At 40.5% G+C, this 18,852-nt stretch carries 19 protein-coding genes; 14 read left to right on the top strand and 5 right to left on the bottom strand.

The genetic code is table 11. The features are described from left to right. Positions 1–242 precede the first annotated feature (242 nt). Positions 243–1,709 carry an NAD(P)H-hydrate dehydratase gene (locus CWC11_RS00995; protein WP_138681219.1) on the top strand — a complete coding sequence of 489 codons (1,467 nt, stop codon included), beginning with the start codon at positions 243–245 and terminating at the stop codon, positions 1,707–1,709. A 5-nt stretch (positions 1,710–1,714) separates the two neighbouring features. Here the strand turns inward: CWC11_RS00995 and CWC11_RS00990 are convergent, their stop codons facing one another. From CWC11_RS00990 to CWC11_RS00970, 5 genes are all read right to left on the bottom strand, one after another. After that, positions 1,715–2,113, bottom strand: coding sequence for a VOC family protein (locus CWC11_RS00990; protein ID WP_138681218.1), 399 nt, complete (start codon positions 2,111–2,113; stop codon positions 1,715–1,717). Positions 2,114–2,192: 79 nt separating this feature from the next. Further along, positions 2,193–2,462: a hypothetical protein gene (locus CWC11_RS00985; RefSeq protein WP_138681217.1), complete on the bottom strand. Its 270-nt coding sequence runs from the start codon at positions 2,460–2,462 to the stop codon at positions 2,193–2,195. Positions 2,463–2,597: 135 nt separating this feature from the next. Then, positions 2,598–4,247, bottom strand: coding sequence for a chaperonin GroEL (groL, locus tag CWC11_RS00980; protein ID WP_058549290.1), 1,650 nt, complete (start codon positions 4,245–4,247; stop codon positions 2,598–2,600). A 49-nt stretch (positions 4,248–4,296) separates the two neighbouring features. After that, positions 4,297–4,584, bottom strand: coding sequence for a co-chaperone GroES (locus CWC11_RS00975; RefSeq protein WP_007580032.1), 288 nt, complete (start codon positions 4,582–4,584; stop codon positions 4,297–4,299). A 110-nt stretch (positions 4,585–4,694) separates the two neighbouring features. Beyond that, the gene (locus CWC11_RS00970) at positions 4,695–5,171 is read right to left on the bottom strand and encodes an FxsA family protein (protein WP_138681216.1); all 477 of its coding nucleotides are present in this window, start codon (positions 5,169–5,171) and stop codon (positions 4,695–4,697) included. Positions 5,172–5,349: 178 nt separating this feature from the next. On the opposite strand from CWC11_RS00970, the gene cutA reads away from it, so the two are divergent. The 13 genes from cutA (at position 5,350) to hflC (ending at position 18,649) form a co-directional block, all read left to right on the top strand. Continuing rightward, positions 5,350–5,670 carry a divalent-cation tolerance protein CutA gene (gene cutA / locus CWC11_RS00965; protein WP_058549292.1) on the top strand — a complete coding sequence of 107 codons (321 nt, stop codon included), beginning with the start codon at positions 5,350–5,352 and terminating at the stop codon, positions 5,668–5,670. Further along, the gene (locus CWC11_RS00960) at positions 5,670–7,505 is read left to right on the top strand and encodes a protein-disulfide reductase DsbD (RefSeq protein ID WP_138681215.1); all 1,836 of its coding nucleotides are present in this window, start codon (positions 5,670–5,672) and stop codon (positions 7,503–7,505) included. Before cutA ends, CWC11_RS00960 begins: the two co-directional genes overlap by 1 nt. A 228-nt stretch (positions 7,506–7,733) precedes the next feature. After that, positions 7,734–8,186 (top strand): type II 3-dehydroquinate dehydratase, encoded by a 453-nt coding sequence (aroQ, locus tag CWC11_RS00955; protein ID WP_138681214.1) that lies wholly within the window; start codon positions 7,734–7,736, stop codon positions 8,184–8,186. 37 nt (positions 8,187–8,223) lie between these two features. Further along, a complete protein-coding gene (gene accB / locus CWC11_RS00950; protein WP_104643429.1) occupies positions 8,224–8,688 on the top strand; it encodes an acetyl-CoA carboxylase biotin carboxyl carrier protein in 465 nt (154 codons plus the stop codon). 26 nt (positions 8,689–8,714) lie between these two features. Continuing rightward, positions 8,715–10,055, top strand: a complete 1,341-nt coding sequence (accC, locus tag CWC11_RS00945) for an acetyl-CoA carboxylase biotin carboxylase subunit (protein ID WP_058549296.1) — start codon at positions 8,715–8,717, stop codon at positions 10,053–10,055. A gap of 127 nt (positions 10,056–10,182) precedes the next feature. Continuing rightward, positions 10,183–10,647, top strand: coding sequence for a tRNA (adenosine(37)-N6)-threonylcarbamoyltransferase complex ATPase subunit type 1 TsaE (gene tsaE / locus CWC11_RS00940; protein WP_138681213.1), 465 nt, complete (start codon positions 10,183–10,185; stop codon positions 10,645–10,647). A gap of 52 nt (positions 10,648–10,699) precedes the next feature. Then, positions 10,700–12,043 (top strand): N-acetylmuramoyl-L-alanine amidase, encoded by a 1,344-nt coding sequence (locus CWC11_RS00935; RefSeq protein WP_138681212.1) that lies wholly within the window; start codon positions 10,700–10,702, stop codon positions 12,041–12,043. 29 nt (positions 12,044–12,072) lie between these two features. Beyond that, the gene (gene mutL, locus CWC11_RS00930) at positions 12,073–13,917 is read left to right on the top strand and encodes a DNA mismatch repair endonuclease MutL (RefSeq protein WP_138681211.1); all 1,845 of its coding nucleotides are present in this window, start codon (positions 12,073–12,075) and stop codon (positions 13,915–13,917) included. A gap of 10 nt (positions 13,918–13,927) precedes the next feature. Next, entirely contained in the window at positions 13,928–14,845 is a 918-nt protein-coding gene (miaA, locus tag CWC11_RS00925) for a tRNA (adenosine(37)-N6)-dimethylallyltransferase MiaA (RefSeq protein WP_138681210.1), read from the top strand. Between the two features lie 81 nt (positions 14,846–14,926). Continuing rightward, positions 14,927–15,190 (top strand): RNA chaperone Hfq, encoded by a 264-nt coding sequence (gene hfq / locus CWC11_RS00920; RefSeq protein WP_007375939.1) that lies wholly within the window; start codon positions 14,927–14,929, stop codon positions 15,188–15,190. A 15-nt stretch (positions 15,191–15,205) separates the two neighbouring features. After that, the gene (gene hflX / locus CWC11_RS00915; protein WP_058549301.1) at positions 15,206–16,495 is read left to right on the top strand and encodes a ribosome rescue GTPase HflX; all 1,290 of its coding nucleotides are present in this window, start codon (positions 15,206–15,208) and stop codon (positions 16,493–16,495) included. Positions 16,496–16,595: 100 nt separating this feature from the next. Further along, positions 16,596–17,765, top strand: coding sequence for an FtsH protease activity modulator HflK (hflK, locus tag CWC11_RS00910; protein WP_138681209.1), 1,170 nt, complete (start codon positions 16,596–16,598; stop codon positions 17,763–17,765). A 5-nt stretch (positions 17,766–17,770) separates the two neighbouring features. Further along, positions 17,771–18,649, top strand: coding sequence for a protease modulator HflC (gene hflC, locus CWC11_RS00905; RefSeq protein ID WP_138681208.1), 879 nt, complete (start codon positions 17,771–17,773; stop codon positions 18,647–18,649). Positions 18,650–18,852 lie beyond the last annotated feature (203 nt).

Below are 18,852 nucleotides of genomic sequence, written 5' to 3'. Positions count from 1 at the left end.
AGTTAACTTTTAAGTTAATTAATACTAAAAAAACCCGAGCTTAGCCTCGGGTTTTTTAATGTCTGAAGAAAAGTGTTTAGCTATCAGCTATCAGCTATCAGTTATTTGATCTGACCCCGATAAGTACTTTACCTGTAGTGCACTTTAATAAACGAATTAATCCCGATTAAAAAAGCTCACAAAGCTAGCCCCTAGATATGTGTATTTGATAAGGTAAAGTGTCACTTATTAAAGGAATCCTCATGCTAAATAAACGAATATTTACCGCAAAAGAAGTTAGGGATAACGAGGCTCTCGCTGCTAAAAATAGTCATTGTGACTTATTTACTCTCATGCATCGCGCAGGTGAGGCTGTGTTCAACGCTTGGAAAGAGTTTAATGCTAAGCATACCTTGGTGATTGTGGGACATGGTAATAACGCTGGAGATGGTTATATTACCGCGAGCCTAATTAAGCAATCGGGTAAGCTGGTGACTTTGTGTGCCGTTAACCCTGAACAAGCACTAACAGGAGATGCAGCAAAAGCGTCTAAATTGTGGCGTGATGAAGGCGGTGAAGTTAATGCTTATACGAGTGAGTTATTAAACCGTAGTGATTTAATTATAGATGCAATGTTAGGTACTGGGATTACAAGCTCAGTACGCGATAATTTTGCTAAAATTATTAATGAAATTAATGCCTGTAATAAACCTGTATTGAGTATAGATGTGCCTTCAGGCATCAACGCTGATACTGGCCAACCTTTAGATATTGCTATACAAGCAAGTAAAACAATGACCTTTGTTGGTATTAAGCAGGGGCTGACAACGGCTATAGGTAAACAACATTGCGGGCAGTTAATATTTGACGATCTAAATATTGGAACTGCATTTTTTGAGCTCGCAGCTTCAAGCGGTACACTTATAAATATTAATAGTTTTAAAAAGCTTGGTGCGCGAAGCCAAAATAGTCATAAAGGAACTCATGGCAAACTACTCTGTGTAGGCGGTAATGAAGGGACTGCCGGAGCAATTAGATTAACCAGCGAAGCTGCACTTAGAGCAGGTGCTGGTATGGTAAGAGTATATACACATTCAAGCTCTATAGCGCCTGTAAGCATTGGTAGGTCAGAATTGATGGTAAGCAGTGCCTATTTACAAGAAGCGCTTGAATGGGCTAGCAGTGTGGTAATAGGGCCAGGGCTTGAGCAGGACGAATGGGCACAACAAACGTTCGATGAAGTAATGCAATATTGCCAAAATAATAAAATGCCACTAGTTATAGATGCAGATGCCCTTAACTTACTGGCTAAGCAAGCTTCATCATACATGTTAGAGCGATGCATACTTACGCCACACCCTGGAGAAGCATCAAGGCTATTAAGTACAACGACACAAGAAATTGAGTCGAATAGGTTTGAAAATGCTCGCCTATGTGCAAAGCGCTATAACGCTACGTGCGTATTAAAAGGCGCAGGTACCTTAATTGATAATGCTGAGCACACGTGGGTGTGTGAGGACGGCAATCCGGCACTGGCCGTGGGTGGTAGTGGCGATGTACTAACTGGTATTATTGGTGCCTTACTGGCTCAAGGTTTAAATATTGATGAAGCAGCGCGCTATGGCGTAACACTGCACGCTAAAGCCGGTGATGTCGCCAGTGAGCGAGAAGGGCAGCGAGGTATGCTACCCTCAGATTTATTTAAAATAGTTAGAGCGTTAATAAATTAATCTTTCTATTTTTGTTGAATTAAATCCCACTTATTACCGTATAAATCTTCAAAAACAGCAACCGTCCCGTAAGGTTCATTACGGGGTTGTTCATTAAAGACGACCCCGTTTGCTAACATGCTTTCATGATCGCGCCAAAAATCGTTAGTATGTAAAAATAGCCAAACACGACCACCAGCTTGGTTACCAATGGCACTCAGTTGTTCTTGTTCAGTGGCTTGAGCAAGTAGTATATGCGTACCATTTGACTGCGGCGGTGTAATTAGCACCCAGCGTTTACCTTCACCTAAATCAGTGTCTTCGACTAATTCAAAGCTTAATTTCTTAGTGTAAAATTTAATAGCTTCATCATAATCTTTTACGACTAAAGCAATACTACCAATATGCTGTTTTATACCTGACATAAATAACTCCCTGACTGTGTTGCTGCGCATTTTTACATATCATTGTGTGCTTTGTGTAGGGCTGTAATGTATTTGTAGATTATATTTCTTCATCCGGTGGATCGCCCGAGTCTTCTTTACGTTTTCTTTGCTCTTGCTTCGCCTTTTGTACATTTTCGTAGGTAGGTGGCGGAATAGGCATCAGTGAAATAAGCGGGAAAAACGCTAAGAATAAATAAGCGCCTTTAGACATGCTTTTTCCCCACACTATCATTTTTAACAAAAGCCAAATAATTAAAAGCAGTAATGCCGATACTATGGTTACAAGCACCGCAAAAAAAGTAATTCCATTACTATTAAGTATGTCCATGGTGTGGTTTTTTAATTTATAAGTTATTACTATTTGGGGGTAAATTGAACAATAACAATGAAAAAGTACTAAAAAGCAAAAACCCAGCCGAAGCTGGGTTTTTATGTAAGCGAGGTGCTTAAACGGTGATGCTTATCACATCATGCCGCCCATGCCACCCATTCCGCCCATGCCACCCATATCAGGTGCACCAGCAGATTCATCTTTAGGGATTTCAGCTACCATTGCTTCAGTAGTGATCATTAGACCCGCAATAGACCCTGCAAATTGTAGTGCAGAACGTGTTACTTTAGTTGGATCTAGGATACCCATTTCAATCATGTCGTTGTATTCGCCAGTTGCTGCGTTGTAACCGTAGTTACCTTCGCCGCCTTTAACTGCGTTAATAACAACAGAAGCTTCGTCACCTGCGTTAGTTACGATTTGACGAAGAGGTGCTTCCATCGCACGAAGTGCAACTTTAATACCGTGGTTTTGATCTTCGTTGTCGCCAACAAGAGCAAGTAACTTGCTTGCTGCGCGTACAAGTGCAACACCGCCGCCAGGTACTACGCCTTCTTCAACCGCTGCGCGAGTTGCATGTAATGCATCTTCCACACGGTCTTTTTTCTCTTTCATTTCAATTTCAGTTGCTGCGCCTACTTTGATTACTGCAACACCGCCGGCAAGTTTAGCCATACGCTCTTGTAGTTTCTCTTTATCGTAGTCTGACGTTGCTTCTTCAATTTGTGCTTTAATTTGAGAAACACGACCGCTAATGCCTTCTTCTTCGCCAGCACCATCGATGATTGTTGTATCGTCTTTAGTGATAACAACACGCTTAGCTGTACCTAAGTCTTCAACTGTTGCTTTTTCAAGCTCTAAGCCGATTTCTTCAGAAATAACAGTACCGCCAGTTAACACTGCGATATCTTGTAGCATTGCTTTACGACGATCGCCAAAGCCAGGTGCTTTAACAGCTGATACTTTAACAATACCGCGCATGTTATTAACTACTAAAGTAGCAAGAGCTTCACCTTCAAGGTCTTCTGCAATAATAAGTAGTGGCTTACTTGCTTTAGCAACGGCTTCAAGCGTTGGTAATAGCTCGCGGATGTTCGATATTTTTTTATCTACAAGTAGAATAAATGGGTTATCTAATTCAACTGCGCCTTTTTCAGCGTTGTTGATAAAGTAAGGAGATAAGTAACCACGATCAAACTGCATGCCTTCAACAACATCTAGTTCGTTTTCAAGTGATTGACCTTCTTCAACAGTAATGACACCACTGTTACGGCCTACTTTTTCCATTGCTTCTGCAATGATGTCGCCAATTTCTTTATCAGAGTTAGCTGAAATAGTACCTACCTGTGCGATAGCTTTAGCGTCAGCACAAGGAACTGAAAGTTCTTTAAGCTCTGCAACAGCAGCAATAACTGCTTTGTCGATACCGCGCTTAAGATCCATTGGATTCATGCCTGCTGCAACAGCTTTAAGTCCTTCATTAACAATAGACTGTGCAAGTACTGTAGCGGTAGTTGTACCATCGCCGGCTGCATCATTTGCTTTAGATGCAACTTCTTTAACCATTTGTGCGCCCATGTTTTCAAACTTGTCTTCAAGTTCGATTTCTTTTGCTACAGATACACCATCTTTAGTGATCACTGGAGAGCCAAATGATTTGTCTAGTACAACGTTACGGCCTTTAGGACCTAATGTAACTTTTACTGCGTTAGCCAGGATGTTTACGCCAGTTAGCATTTTAGCGCGTGCGTCACCTGCAAAAAGTACTTCTTTTGCTGCCATGTTTTAAATTCCTCTAAATTCTTAAATGTTTGTTAAACGAAAAGTAGGTTTAGCCTACAATGCCTAAAATATTATCTTCACGCATGATCAGGTACTCTTGACCTTCGATCTTTTCTACTTTTTCAACATATGAGCCAAATAACACAGTGTCACCGGCTTTAACTTCTAAAGCGCGCACGTCACCGTTTTCTAAAACGCGACCATTACCAACGGCAACAACTTCTCCGCGAGTTGATTTTTCAGCTGCAGAGCCAGTTAATACAATACCGCCAGCAGATTTTGTTTCTTCTTCTAGACGTTTAACGATTACGCGATCTTGTAAAGGACGAATGTTCATGTTTTTTAGTTCTCCTAACAGTTTCTGAACAATACAGAAAAAAGCTTTTCTAATTTGCATTCAATAATGGGGGTGGAGTGAAAAATTCCAAGAGAAAAAACGATAAATTTTTAATCTTTTCTTTCATATTCCCCATCAATAGTTGTTGGTTGTTCCATTTGCGGTTGTTCTTGCTTTGTATGTTGCTGTCCTGCAAATGGTGACGGACCTTGCTGCATACCCGCACTCATTCTAACCGTTGCTTGGCTGGCAAGGCCTGCAGCTAATTTATTACGAATCGCAGGGGTTAATAATAGTAAGCCAAATACGTCTGTCATAATGCCAGGCGTTAATAGCAATACACCTGCAATCACCACGCAAATTCCTGTAAATAATTCTTTGGCTGGCATTTGGCCTTGCGCCATTTGCGTTTGCACATTTTGTAGTGCGCCCATGCCTTGTTGTTTCACCATTTTAGCACCTAAAATCGCGGTAATAACAACCAGTGCGATGGTTGCAAACCCACCTATTACATCGCTTACTTGAATAAGCAAAGCAATTTCAATAATAGGGATGATGATAAACAACACAAATAAAAATCTAAACATAACGCTCTCTAAATAATGACACTCAAAAGAGTTGATGAAATATAAGTGAGGGTGAGGAGGTCTATTTTCAAGGTTATTGGTTATGTATCGTAACTTTGTAGTTGTTTTAGCGCCTACACATTGAACTTGCTATCGGATACTATGAGGCTAAACAACGTCAAATAAGTAAAGGTTCATTATGAATACACAATTTAAACTGATTTTTACAACCTGCAAAGACGAGCCAGAAGCTCGCGCACTGGCAAGAGCGTTGGTAGAGAAAAAGCTAGCTGCATGTGTAAATGTTTTACCAAATATAGGTTCAATATACATGTGGGAAGGCGAAATCGCCGAAGCGACAGAAACAAAGTTACTGATCAAAACCAAGTTAGATAAAATGAATGATGTTTTTTTAACTATAAAAGAACTTCATAGCTATGAAGTGCCAGAGATTCAGGTTGTAGAAGTCTCAACAGGTAATTTGGCGTATTTTAATTGGATGGATGAGGTACTGAATTAATGCGTTTTTTCTTTTTATTGCTGGTAACGTTATTAACGCTTCCTGTAAAAGCGGAAAATAATAATCTACTCGGTGATTTACTTGGGCCGCCTCAGCAAACATTTTTACCTGTAGAACAAGCATTTGTATTTGACTTTGACCAGCAAGGAAGCACATTGTTTGTTGGTTGGGATATTGCGCCAGACTACTACCTATATAAAAAGAAAATAGAAATTATCGCCAAGGGAGCCAACATTCAAGTAGGCGACTCTGGCAGTGGCGAAATTATTGAAGATGAGTTTTTTGGTAAAACTGAAGTATTTTTTAATGCTGTAAGTGTTGTAAGCAAACTGAGTGATATTACTGAAGGGGCTATAGTTAAGGTACGTTACCAAGGCTGTGCTAAAGCAGGGCTTTGTTACCCGCCAGAAGTAATAAGTATTCCGCTTAGTGTGATTAATACAGAAGAGCCTAAAAATATTAATCAAACTAATTCGAATGATGTTGTTACAGCACAAAGTACATTTGCAGCACTTAATGAAAAGCCTACTGAGCTTGTAAAAGTAAATTCTAATGAGCCAGAAAAAGAGCTTTCGTTTACTGAGCAATTAGCAAGTCAGAGCCTAATTACTAATTTATTGATATTTTTTGTAGTGGGTGTGGGGCTTGCATTTACACCGTGCGTTTTCCCTATGTTTCCTATTTTGTCGAGCTTAATTGCAGGGCAACAAAATCTTTCAACTAAAAAAGCCTTTGCACTGTCGTTTGTATATATACAAGGTATGGCAGTTACCTATGCAGCGCTTGGTTTAGTTGTTGCGGCGCTTGGTGGGCAAGTGCAGGGGTATTTACAGCATCCATTTGTGTTAATCAGCTTTAGTTTATTATTTGTATTATTAGCGATGTCGATGTTTGGCTGGTACGAAATAAAACTACCAAGCAGCATGATGAGCAAGTTAACCCAAGTAAGTAACAACCAAAAAGGCGGCAATTACGTTGGCGTATTTTTAATGGGGGTTTTGTCGGGATTAATAGCATCTCCTTGTACTACAGCACCATTGTCGGCAGCTTTATTATTTGTAGCGCAAAGCGGTGATTACCTAGTTGGTGGTTTAACGCTTTATGTATTAAGCCTTGGAATGGGTTTACCGTTATTATTATTAGGTACATCTGGCGGCAAGTTACTTCCAAAAGCCGGCGGTTGGATGGAGCAAGTTAAAACTTTGTTTGGTTTTATAATGCTTGTAGTGCCACTTATTTTATTAGAGCGTATAGTAGATGCTGATATTATTTTACTCATGGCTGGTCTACTTGCTTTAGCAACTGCGTTGTATTTACATTATTGGCAAAGCGCTCAGGTGCAGAGTAAATTAAAAACAGCATTATGGTTTAGTGCCATTTTGCTTGTTTTAACCGGGTTTACACTTGCTAAAAACTATATTTGGCCGCAGCAAAATCAAACTACTTACCTTAATGCTCAAACTAATGAGTTTAAAAAGGTAGCTGATTTAGCTGAGCTAAAAGAAGCTGTAGCGCAAGCTAGCGATGAAGGCCGAATGGTTATGGTCGACTTATATGCAGACTGGTGCGTGGCATGTAAAGAGTTTGAGCATTACACATTTCCCGATGCAAAAGTACAAAGTGAGTTTAATCACTTTCAGCTCATTCAGGTTGATCTAACAAGCAGCGATAACAGCACAATTGAGTTGATGGAAGAGTACACTGTGTTTGGTTTACCCAGTATTTTGTTTTTTAATACCCAGGGCGAAGAGCTAAGTACACAACGTGTAACTGGCTTTTTAAATGCTGATGATTTTGCCACTCACTTAGCTGCAGTGCGCGCCAGCGCACAATAATAGTGCAATAAAGCCGCTTATATAAACTAAGCGGCTTACGATATCCTTTCTGAATGTTCGTTCCCATCATAGAGATTAGACCAGTATTTTGCTGCTATTTACATCGAACTCACTATAATAGTTGGTTAACGTGAGAAATTGTTGCTATCTTGGTTTTTTACACAGATGTTATAGTGAAAAATCGTTAGTAACCGCTTAACTCATTACTTATAGGATATATCGCGTATTATGGCTGCAAAATTTAACCTTTTGGTTATAAATGGTCCAAATTTAAACATGCTGGGCAAACGTGAACCGGATAAATACGGTTTTCAAACGCTAAGTGAAATTATGAGCGAACTATCAAGTGCCGCTTATAGTCTAGATGTTGAGTTAACGCATTTTCAAAGTAATAGTGAGCAAGCGCTCATTGAACGAATACACAGTGCTTGGCAAGCGGTTGATTACATAATAATTAACCCAGCTGCATTTACGCATACAAGCGTCGCATTACGTGATGCATTGCTAAGTGTTGATATTCCGTTTTTTGAAGTGCACTTAAGTAATGTGCACGCACGTGAAGCATTTCGTCATCATTCTTATTTTTCTGATGTGGCGCAAGGCGTGATATGTGGATTAGGCGCAATGGGTTACCACGCAGCATTAAATTGTGCAGTGAGCCGGTTGCAAAACTCGATTTAATTTAAATTAACACACAAAGTAACAGGCGGGTCGTATAATGGATATTCGCAAGATAAAAAAACTTATCGAATTAGTAGAAGAATCAGGTATTGCTGAGCTAGAAATCACTGAAGGTGAAGAATCAGTACGTATCAATCGTAATAACATGAGCGCAGGCCCAGGTTACGCACAATTTGCTCCACAGCAATACGCACCAGCGCCAGCAGCACCTGTTGCCGCAGCGGCTCCTGTAGCAGTTGAGGCTGATGCAGCTCCAGCAGCTCCTACGGGTCATCAAGTTAAATCACCTATGGTTGGTTCTTTTTACTCTGCTGCATCTCCAGAAGCGCCAGCATATGTAGAAGTGGGCTCACAGGTTAAAGTGGGTGACACGCTTTGTATTATTGAAGCTATGAAAATGATGAACCAAATTGAAGCAGATAAAGCAGGTACTGTTAAAGCTATCCTAGCTGAAAATGGCGAGCCAATAGAATTTGATCAACCTCTATTCATCATTGAATAATAGCGCAACCTAAAAGGCCAACTCTAATGTTAGATAAAGTAGTCATTGCAAACCGAGGTGAAATTGCACTTCGTATATTGCGCGCCTGCAAAGAGCTTGGGATCAAAACGGTTGCTGTGCATTCAACGGCAGATCGCGATCTTAAGCATGTATTGCTTGCAGATGAAACCATCTGTATTGGTAAACCATCAGCAACTGAAAGTTATTTAGATATTCCGCGCATTATTGCTGCGGCAGAAATAACAGACGCAGTAGCGATTCACCCAGGTTATGGTTTCCTTGCTGAAAATGCTGATTTTGCCGACCAAGTTGAGCAAAGTGGCTTTGTATTTATTGGTCCTAAAGGCGATACGATTCGCTTAATGGGCGATAAAGTTTCTGCTATTGCTGCAATGCGAAAAGCGGGTGTTCCGTGTGTACCGGGCTCTGATGGCCCTGTATCGGATGATAAAGAACGCAACATGCAAATTGCTAAGCGTATCGGTTACCCGGTAATTATTAAAGCCGCTGGTGGCGGTGGTGGCCGTGGTATGCGTGTAGTACGCAGCGAAGCTGAACTGATTGATTCAATTTCATTGACTCAACAAGAAGCTAAGCAGTTCTTTGGTAATGGTATGGTTTACATGGAAAAATTCCTTGAAAATCCACGTCATATCGAAGTTCAAGTACTTGCAGATGGTCAAGGTAATGCTGTGCATTTAGGTGAGCGCGATTGCTCTATGCAACGTCGTCATCAAAAAGTAGTTGAAGAAGCTCCTGCGCCAGGCATTACTGCTGAAACGCGTAAATTTATTGGTGAACGCTGTACTCGAGCATGTATCGAAATTGGATACCGTGGTGCAGGTACGTTTGAGTTTTTATACGAAAACGGCGAGTTTTACTTCATCGAAATGAATACTCGTATTCAAGTAGAACACCCTGTAACTGAGATGGTTACTGGTATCGACTTGGTTAAAGAGCAGTTAAAAATTGCTGCGGGTCAGCCATTATCTTTCACTCAAGATGACGTGGTTATTCGCGGACATGCTGTTGAGTGTCGTATTAATGCTGAGGATCCTGAAACGTTTATTCCTTCACCGGGTAAAATTACACGTTTTCACCCAGCGGGTGGTTTAGGTATTCGTTGGGACAGCCATATTTACGCTGACTACACAGTACCACCACATTACGATTCAATGGTTGGTAAGTTAATCACTTACGGCGAAAACCGTGATGTTGCTATAGCACGTGCACGTAACGCACTTAACGAGCTAGTGATTGACGGAATTAAAACTAATACTCCTTTGCATAAACGTATTCTTGCAGATGAGAACTTCCAAAATGGTGGAACTAATATCCATTACCTTGAGAAGAAATTAGGATTATAATTCCTCTGTTTTAAAAAAACCGGCTTAGGCCGGTTTTTTTATGTCTAAAACTGCAATTTATCGCCTTAAATAAATATTCTGGTATGATTAGCAAACATGCGCTTTTAAGTAAATTTTTGAGGTAGTAATGACGCGTAGTTTCCAATCTCACTTAAATGATGAAATAGCCACAGTAGCAATGGGTAATCAGGTTGCTGCTATTATAGAGCAAGGTGCGGTTATATATTTACATGGTGATTTAGGTGCTGGTAAAACAACATTTACGCGAGGTGTGGTGCAAGGTTTTGGCCATACAGGTAAGGTTAAAAGCCCAACATATACACTAGTAGAACCATACGAACTTGAGCGAGCCAATGTTTATCACTTTGATTTATATCGTTTAGGTGACCCTGAAGAACTTGAATATATGGGAATACGAGATTACTTTTCAGCTGATGCAATATGTGTAGTTGAATGGCCTGAAAAAGGTGGAGAATTTATTCCTGTGCCTGATTTAGATATTACTCTAAGCTATGTAGGCGATGAGCGAAAAATTGTTATTAATAGTGCAAGTGAGCGCGGTGTAGCAATTGTCGAAAAACTAAATAGCTAACATACAAAAGCTAGCTCTTATAATAAAAATAGTTAAGGCAGTGGTTATTAAAATGACTCGAGGTATAACTAAATTATTTCTTACTCTCATGGTATTTGCTGTGAGTTTGCCGCTGTGGGCGCAAAATACTATTAATAGTGCGCGAGTGTGGCCATCGCCAGATAGCACTCGCGTTGTATTTGATCTAGATGAAAAGCCAGATTTTAGCTACTTTATGCTTAAAAATCCGAGCCGTTTAGTCGTTGACTTAGAAAATACAAAGGAGCTAAAAATACTGCCAGGCGTTCCGCCAAAGCATCAAATTGTTAGTAAGCTGCGCTATTCCAAACCTAAAAACAAAAAAAGCGTTCGGTTAGTGTTCGAGCTAAGCTCTGCGGTTAAACCGGTTATTTTTGCACTAGCCCCCGCTGGCCCTTATAAAAATAGGTTAGTTGTCGATTTATATAATAAGGCTCAAAAGCAAGTCGTTGCGTCACCTGCGCAAACAGCGGCTAAAAATCGTCAGCTAAGCCAAGAACGCGATATCGTTATTGCTATTGATGCAGGCCATGGCGGTGAAGACCCAGGATCTATTGGCCCTTCGGGTACATATGAAAAAACGGTTACTTTGCAAATTGCCAAACGTTTAGAGCGCATGATAGATGGCGAGCGGGGAATGATTTCGCGCATGGTACGAAGTGGTGACTACTTTGTAAAACTAAATACACGTACTAATCGGGCGCGCGAAAAAAAGGCTGACTTTTTTGTTTCTATTCATGCTGATGCATTTACAAGCCCCGGGCCTAATGGCGCTTCTGTATGGGTTTTATCGTTACGTAGAGCTAATTCTGAAATAGGTAAATGGATAGAAGATAAAGAAAAGCACTCTGAACTTTTAGGGGGGGCTGCAGATGTAATTAAAGATGCTGCCAACGAAAAGTACTTAGCGCAAGCATTGCTTGATATGTCGATGGATCACTCAATGAAGACAGGTTTAAGCGTTGCCGATGAAGTAGTTAAAGAGCTTAAAAAGGTAGCTAAACTACATAAAAAAGACCCTCAACATGCCAGTCTCGCTGTTTTAAAGTCGCCTGACATTCCTTCTATTTTAGTTGAGACCGGGTTTATATCTAACCCAAGAGAAGAACGTATGCTTAAAAGCGCTAATCATCAAGAGCGTTTAGCAAAGGCGATATTTACGTCTATTAAAAATTATTATTTAAAAAACCCGCCTGATGATTCGTTATTTGCAAAGCTTAAATCGCAATACCCTACTAAGCACAAAGTACGCCCAGGTGAATCTTTAAGTATGCTTGCAAGTCGGTATGGCGTAACTGTAAGTAAATTAAAGCAAGCTAATAAACTTAGCTCAAATACGCTGTTTATTGGTCAAGAGCTTGATATACCTCAAAGTTAAACCTTTAGAAAAATTTTGTTAGGACGTTCATGAGTATTGAAATATTACCCGCGCGTTTAGCCAACCAGATTGCCGCTGGCGAAGTGGTAGAGCGCCCTGCGTCGGTAGTAAAAGAATTAGTAGAAAACAGCTTAGATGCTGGTGCAACGCGTATTCAAATAGATATTGAGCGCGGCGGCCACAAGCTTATTCGTATTCGTGATAACGGCTCGGGTATAGGTAAAGATGAATTAACACTTGCGCTTTCTCGCCACGCAACCAGTAAATTAAAGTCACTCGATGATTTAGAAAACATATGCTCATTGGGATTTAGAGGCGAAGCGCTTGCATCAATTAGCTCTGTATCGCGATTAACGCTTAGCTCCAAACCTAAAGAGCAAGAAGCAGCGTGGCAAGCGTTTGCAGAAGGCCGCGATATGGCGGTGCAAGTTAAGCCTGTTGCCCACCCCGATGGAACAACAATTGAGGTTAAAGATTTATTTTTTAATACCCCTGCTCGGCGTAAATTTTTGCGCACTGAAAAAACCGAATTTAGCCACATTGATGAGCTTATAAAACGTATTGCGCTGAGTCGCTTTGATGTATCTATAACGCTAACTCATAACCAAAAAGTAGTGAGACAATATCGTGCTAAAACAGACCCTGCTCAGGCTATTACTCGTGTTGCGCAAGTAGCTGGCAAAGCATTTGCAGAACAAGGTTTGCATATTCAATCGGGTGAGGGCGGCTTGCAATTACATGGCTGGGTATTACCTGTTGGCTCTGCTAATACAACGCAGTACACATATGTAAATAATCGAATGATGCGCGATAAGCTTATATTGCATGCTATACGCCAAGCATTTGAAGAAGTGAGCGGTGCACAAGAGCTACCTGGGTTTGTTATTTATATTGATATAGACCCTCGCCAGGTTGATGTAAATGTACATCCTGCAAAGCACGAAGTGCGTTTTCATCAGGGGCGCTTAATACACGACTTTATTTTACAAGCAATTAAACAAGTTGTAGTGCCTCTACAAGGTGAGTTTGTTAGTGAAGCACTAGACAATTCGCAGCAAGCTATGACAGCTGGTGCTGAGCCTTTGTATACGGGTAATGATACAGCGCAATCTATAGGTGCTTTTGATTACCCAAAATCGCAATTACAGCCATCTAAATCCGGCTTTGGTGGCGTTTCTGCTTCACGTTCTTCAAGCGGTGGGAGTGGTAATGCTTATCGTAGCAATGAGACTGCTAATCATCACGACGTAAATGCGTTTTACCAAGGTGTAAGTGAGCAACATGCTGCACATTTTGATAATGTGACAAGTTCCTCAAGCCATGCTTTAAATAGTGAACAAGCGGCAAAGCTAAACGAAGTTGCAATACTGAGTGTAACCGAAGGTGTATGCGTGTTTAGTTTACAGCAGCAACTTTATTGCTCGCACTTTAAATATGCACTACCTGATGATTGGCATAATCAAATAAAAGAGCTTGGTAGCCTTGAAGGTAAAGCTCTTTTATTACCTGTAAGGGTTAATTTATCAAAAGAAGATTGCGTGATAATAGCAGCGCAACAATCGTGGTTTACCTTACTTGGCTTTGAACTTGTTATAGAAAAACAATTTGTTATGGTAAAAAAATTGCCTGCTTGTTTGTATTTGCTTGATGTATCAAATGCAATTGAGCACTTACTGAGTGCATGTAAGTCAGAGTTTGAAAATATTGAAAGCTGGCTTGCATGGCAATTAAAGTGCGTACCTGCTCGCTTTTATTCAAGCAATGTATTTTTAGAACAACAAATTCGCTTACAAAATAATCCGCAAACAATTGAACGTTTACAAGAAAAAGCAGTTAAAATAGAGCTAAATAGCTATTTAACGCAATTAGACTAAGGTGTTCGTGTTGAGTAATTTACCGGTCATATTTTTAATGGGCCCAACCGCTGCTGGAAAAACAGCATTGGCAATTTCGTTGTGTGAGCATTTAAATACTGAAATTATCAGCGTCGATTCAGCGTTAGTGTATAAAGGTATGGATATTGGCACCGCAAAACCGGACGCTGAAGAACTCGCTCGAGCTCCGCATCATTTAATTGATTTGCTTGATCCGAGTGAAACCTACTCGGTGGCCGATTTTAGACGAGATGCAGTACAAAAAATTGATGAATTTCATCAACAAGGTAAAGTGCCTGTACTTGTAGGCGGTACAATGATGTACTTTAAGGCGCTAATTGATGGTTTATCGCCATTACCAGAAGCTGATGCAACAATTCGAGCAGAACTTGAAGCGCAAGCTAATGAACATGGCTGGCCTCATTTATATAAAGAATTAGTTAAAGTTGACCCGCAAGCAGCCGAAAAAATAAGTGAGAATGATTCACAAAGAATTAATCGGGCTCTAGAGGTTTACCGTATAACAGGTAAAACAATGACTGAGTTGCAAAAGCAAAAGCAGCCAGCTTTACCTTATACTTTTCATCAATTTGCTATTGCGCCACAGCAGCGCAGCGAATTACATAGCAGAATTGAAGAAAGGTTTAAAATAATGATTGATCAGGGGTTTGAAAATGAAGTTTCGACCCTATATCTACGTAAGGATTTACACCCCAATATGCCTTCTATTCGTTGTGTAGGTTATAGACAAATGTGGGATTACCTTGCGGGTGAAACAAACCATGATGAAATGGTTTTTCGCGGCATCGCAGCAACGCGTCAATTGGCAAAGCGTCAGTTAACGTGGCTACGCAGTTGGCCTGATGTTACTTGGTTAACAACAGGTGATGAAGAAAACTTGCATCGTGTAGTAAGTTCGCTAAGCTAGTAGTAGTTGAAGATTATTTAGTTTAATCAAATAAGTTCAGCCACTTAATTATAATAACACCTAGAACGAAGGAACAATAACATGGCAAAAGGCCAATCGTTACAAGACCCATTTTTGAATGCACTACGTCGTGAGCGCATTCCAGTATCAATCTTTTTGGTAAATGGCATAAAATTACAAGGTAAAATTCAGTCATTTGACCAATTTGTTATTTTACTTGAAAACACCGTAAACCAAATGGTGTATAAGCATGCAATTTCAACAGTTGTACCTGCTCGCGCAGTCAACTTCCAAGGTGTTCAAGGGGATGAGAGCACTGAAGAGCCAGAAGCTGGAAACTTTTAATTAGGAGCGTAATGCTTGTTTGACCGCTATGAATCCGGCGAACAGGCAATTTTAGTACATATCGACTTACCTAAAGATGGCGATCGTGAAGATCTTCATGAATTGGAAATGTTGGTATCTTCTGCTGGTGTTAGTAGTTTGGCGGTTGTGCAAGGCAGCCGTCAAGCACCACATCCGAAACTATTCGTCGGTACCGGTAAAGCAGAAGAAATAGCTGAAATTGTCAAAATCCACAATGCAGATGTCGTCATATTTAATCATCAATTAAGTCCGTCTCAGGAACGCAATTTAGAGCGCGTTTGCCAATGCCGTGTACTTGATAGAACGACACTTATTCTTGATATTTTTGCCCAAAGAGCCCGTACTCACGAAGGTAAGCTTCAAGTTGAGCTTGCTCAATTACGCCATATGTCAACCCGACTTATTCGTGGTTGGACTCACCTTGAAAGACAAAAAGGTGGTATAGGTTTACGCGGACCAGGTGAAACTCAGTTAGAAACAGATAGACGCTTATTACGTGCGAGAATTAAAAACATTCGCGCTCGATTGGCAAAAGTAGCTGTACAACGTGAGCAGGGTAGACGTGCGCGTACGCGCAATGAAATTCCTACCGTGTCGTTGGTTGGTTACACTAATGCGGGTAAATCAACGCTATTTAATCGAATAACCGATTCTGACGTGTATGCAGCCGATCAATTGTTTGCAACACTGGACCCAACACTACGTAAGCTTGATATAGGCGATGTAGGCTCAGTAATTTTAGCTGATACAGTGGGATTTATACGCCATTTACCACATGATTTAGTCGCTGCCTTTAAAGCAACACTTACCGAAACGCGAGAGGCCGACTTACAGTTACATGTTATTGATGTGGCAGACCCTCGTCGTAAAGAAAATATTGAACAAGTTCAGTCGGTGCTTAAAGAAATTGAAGCCGATGAAGTTCCTCAATTACTTATTTACAATAAAATTGACGCACTTGATGATGTTAGTCCGAGAATTGATCGGGATGACGAAGGGCAGCCTATAAGAGTATGGTTGTCTGCACAAACTGGTGAAGGATGTGAGTTACTAAGTGAAGCGATTAGCGACTTATTAGCTAAGCAAATGTTTAGTGAAACGTTATTGCTAGCCCCTATGTACGGACGCTTAAGAGCTTCATTATTTACGCTAAATGCGGTGCATGAAGAGCGTTTTGATGAGCAGGGTAATTGGCTTTTAGATGTCAGAATGCCAATGGTTGAGTGGAATCGTTTAATCAAAGAATTTGGTCCTGAAATTGCTGGTTTTATCAACCGTAATTAAAAATTGACGTATAAACGTCGGTTTTAGTATGAGAAATGCGGTAGATTTGTTAGATTTAACACAATTTCCTAATTTATTTAGATAACAATGGAGTATAGCTATGGCCTGGAATGAACCGGGTAATAATGGCAATGACAAAGATCCGTGGAATAATAAAGGCGGACGTGATCAAGGCCCACCTGATTTAGACGAGGTGTTCCGTAAGTTTAGTAACAAGTTAGGCGGCTTATTTGGCGGAAAAAAATCCGGCAATGGTAGCGGCGGTGGACTTGGCGGAGCCGGTATTTCATTTATCCTTATTATCGCCGTTATTGTATGGGCGTTAAGTGGTATTTATACGGTAAAAGAAGCTGAGCGCGGTGTGGTACTTCAATTTGGTAAATACGACCGAATTGCAGATCCAGGTTTGCGTTGGAAAATGACGTTTATTGAAACAGTTATTCCTGTTGATATTGAAGCTGTGCGCTCATTATCGGCCTCGGGCTTTATGCTAACTGAAGACGAAAACGTGGTAAGCGTTGAGTTTCAGGTGCAATACCGTGTTATTGACCCGTACCTTTACGAATTTAGCGTGACTAATGCTGATAGTAGCTTAGAAGAAGCACTTGATAGTGCATTACGTTATGTTGTGGGCCATGCAAAAATGGATCAAGTATTAACGAATGGCCGTGAAGTTGTTCGTCAAAATACGTGGGATGAGCTTAATAAAATTATCGAACCATATAACTTAGGTTTAATAGTGACAGACGTTAACTTTAAAGATTCTCGTCCGCCAACCGAAGTTAAAGATGCTTTTGATGATGCCATTGCAGCACAAGAAGATGAAGAGCGTTTCATCCGTGAAGCCGAAGCGTATGCCCGTGAAATTGAGCCGCGTGCTCGTGGTCAAGTAACACGTATGACGCAAGAAGCTGAAGGTTACCAAGAACGAATTACGTTAGAAGCGCAAGGTGAAGTGGCTCGCTTTGAAAAGCTATTACCTGAATATCAAGCAGCTAAAGACGTTACTCGTGAGCGTTTATACATTGACGCGATGGAAGAAGTGCTAGGTAGCAGCTCTAAAGTGCTAGTTGATGTTAAAGGCGGCAACAACATGATGTATTTACCTCTTGATAAAATCATGGACAAGCAGGGTACTGCAACACGCGTTGCGCTTCCAAGCTCAAGTGATATTCAAGATTTACGCAACAAAGTAAATACGTCACGCAATAGCTCTGTTAACAGTGGTAACGACCGCTTTAACAACGACCGCTTTAATGATGGGAGATAATCATAATGAAAAACTTTAGTTTAGTTATACTATTAGCTGCCATTGTTATGTCTTTTTCATCGGTATTTGTGGTACCTGAAGGACAAAAAGCGATTGTAATGTTGTTTAGCAAAGTGCAAAAAGACAGTGAAGATAAAGCGATTGTATATGGCCCAGGCCTACAATTTAAAATGCCGTTTTTTAGCCAAGTACGCCGTATTGATGCACGTATTCAAACGCTAGATGGTACGCCAGATCGTTTTGTTACAAGCGAGAAAAAAGACTTAATTGTTGATTCGTTTGTTAAATGGCGTGTTAACGACTTTAGCGCTTTTTACTTACGTGCTCGTGGCGACAAGCAATATGCTGAAACGTTACTTAAGCAAAAAGTAAACAATGGTCTTCGTACAAACTTTGGTACTCGTACAATTCGCGAAATTGTATCGGGTGAGCGTAGCGAGTTAATGGAAGAAGCATTAGTGCAAGCTTCCGAAAGTGCGCGTGAGCTTGGTATTGAAGTACTTGATGTACGTGTTAAGCAAATTAACTTACCGCAAGAAGTTAGTAGCTCTATTTATCAACGTATGCGCGCTGAGCGTACTGCAGTTGCAAAAGAGCATCGTTCTGAGGGTCAAGAAAAAGCCGAGACTATTCGCGCTGGTGTTGATCGTCGTGTAACGGTAATGCTTGCTGATGCAGAGCGTAATGCGCGTTCTGTTCGTGGTCAAGGTGATGCTGACGCTGCTGCAATATATGCAAAAGCGTACAACAAAGATCCTGAGTTCTTTGGCTTTGTTCGTTCTTTAGAGGCTTATAAAAAGACCTTTAAAGATAAGCAAGATGTTATGGTACTTTCACCAGATAGTGACTTCTTTAAATATATGAAAGGTGCTAAAGCGCAATAAGCTTAGCCCTGATTATTTAAAAAGTTATAAAGCCTCGCAATTGCGGGGCTTTTTGTTTAATGGATTTTAGTAGTTTAAACCACTGTTATTTATGTGGTTATTAGCAATAGTTTCACTTCAAAATATTACCCGCAGAAAAAATAAGCTGAACAGGGGTGATCTTTACTTTAGTTTTCTGATAAAATCTCGTCCTAATTTTCTCT

Origin of the sequence: Pseudoalteromonas sp. S3178, assembly GCF_005886985.1 — a bacterium.
In the GTDB taxonomy this organism is placed as follows: domain Bacteria; phylum Pseudomonadota; class Gammaproteobacteria; order Enterobacterales; family Alteromonadaceae; genus Pseudoalteromonas; species Pseudoalteromonas carrageenovora.
This window is presented reverse-complemented; position numbering and strand designations above follow the sequence as displayed.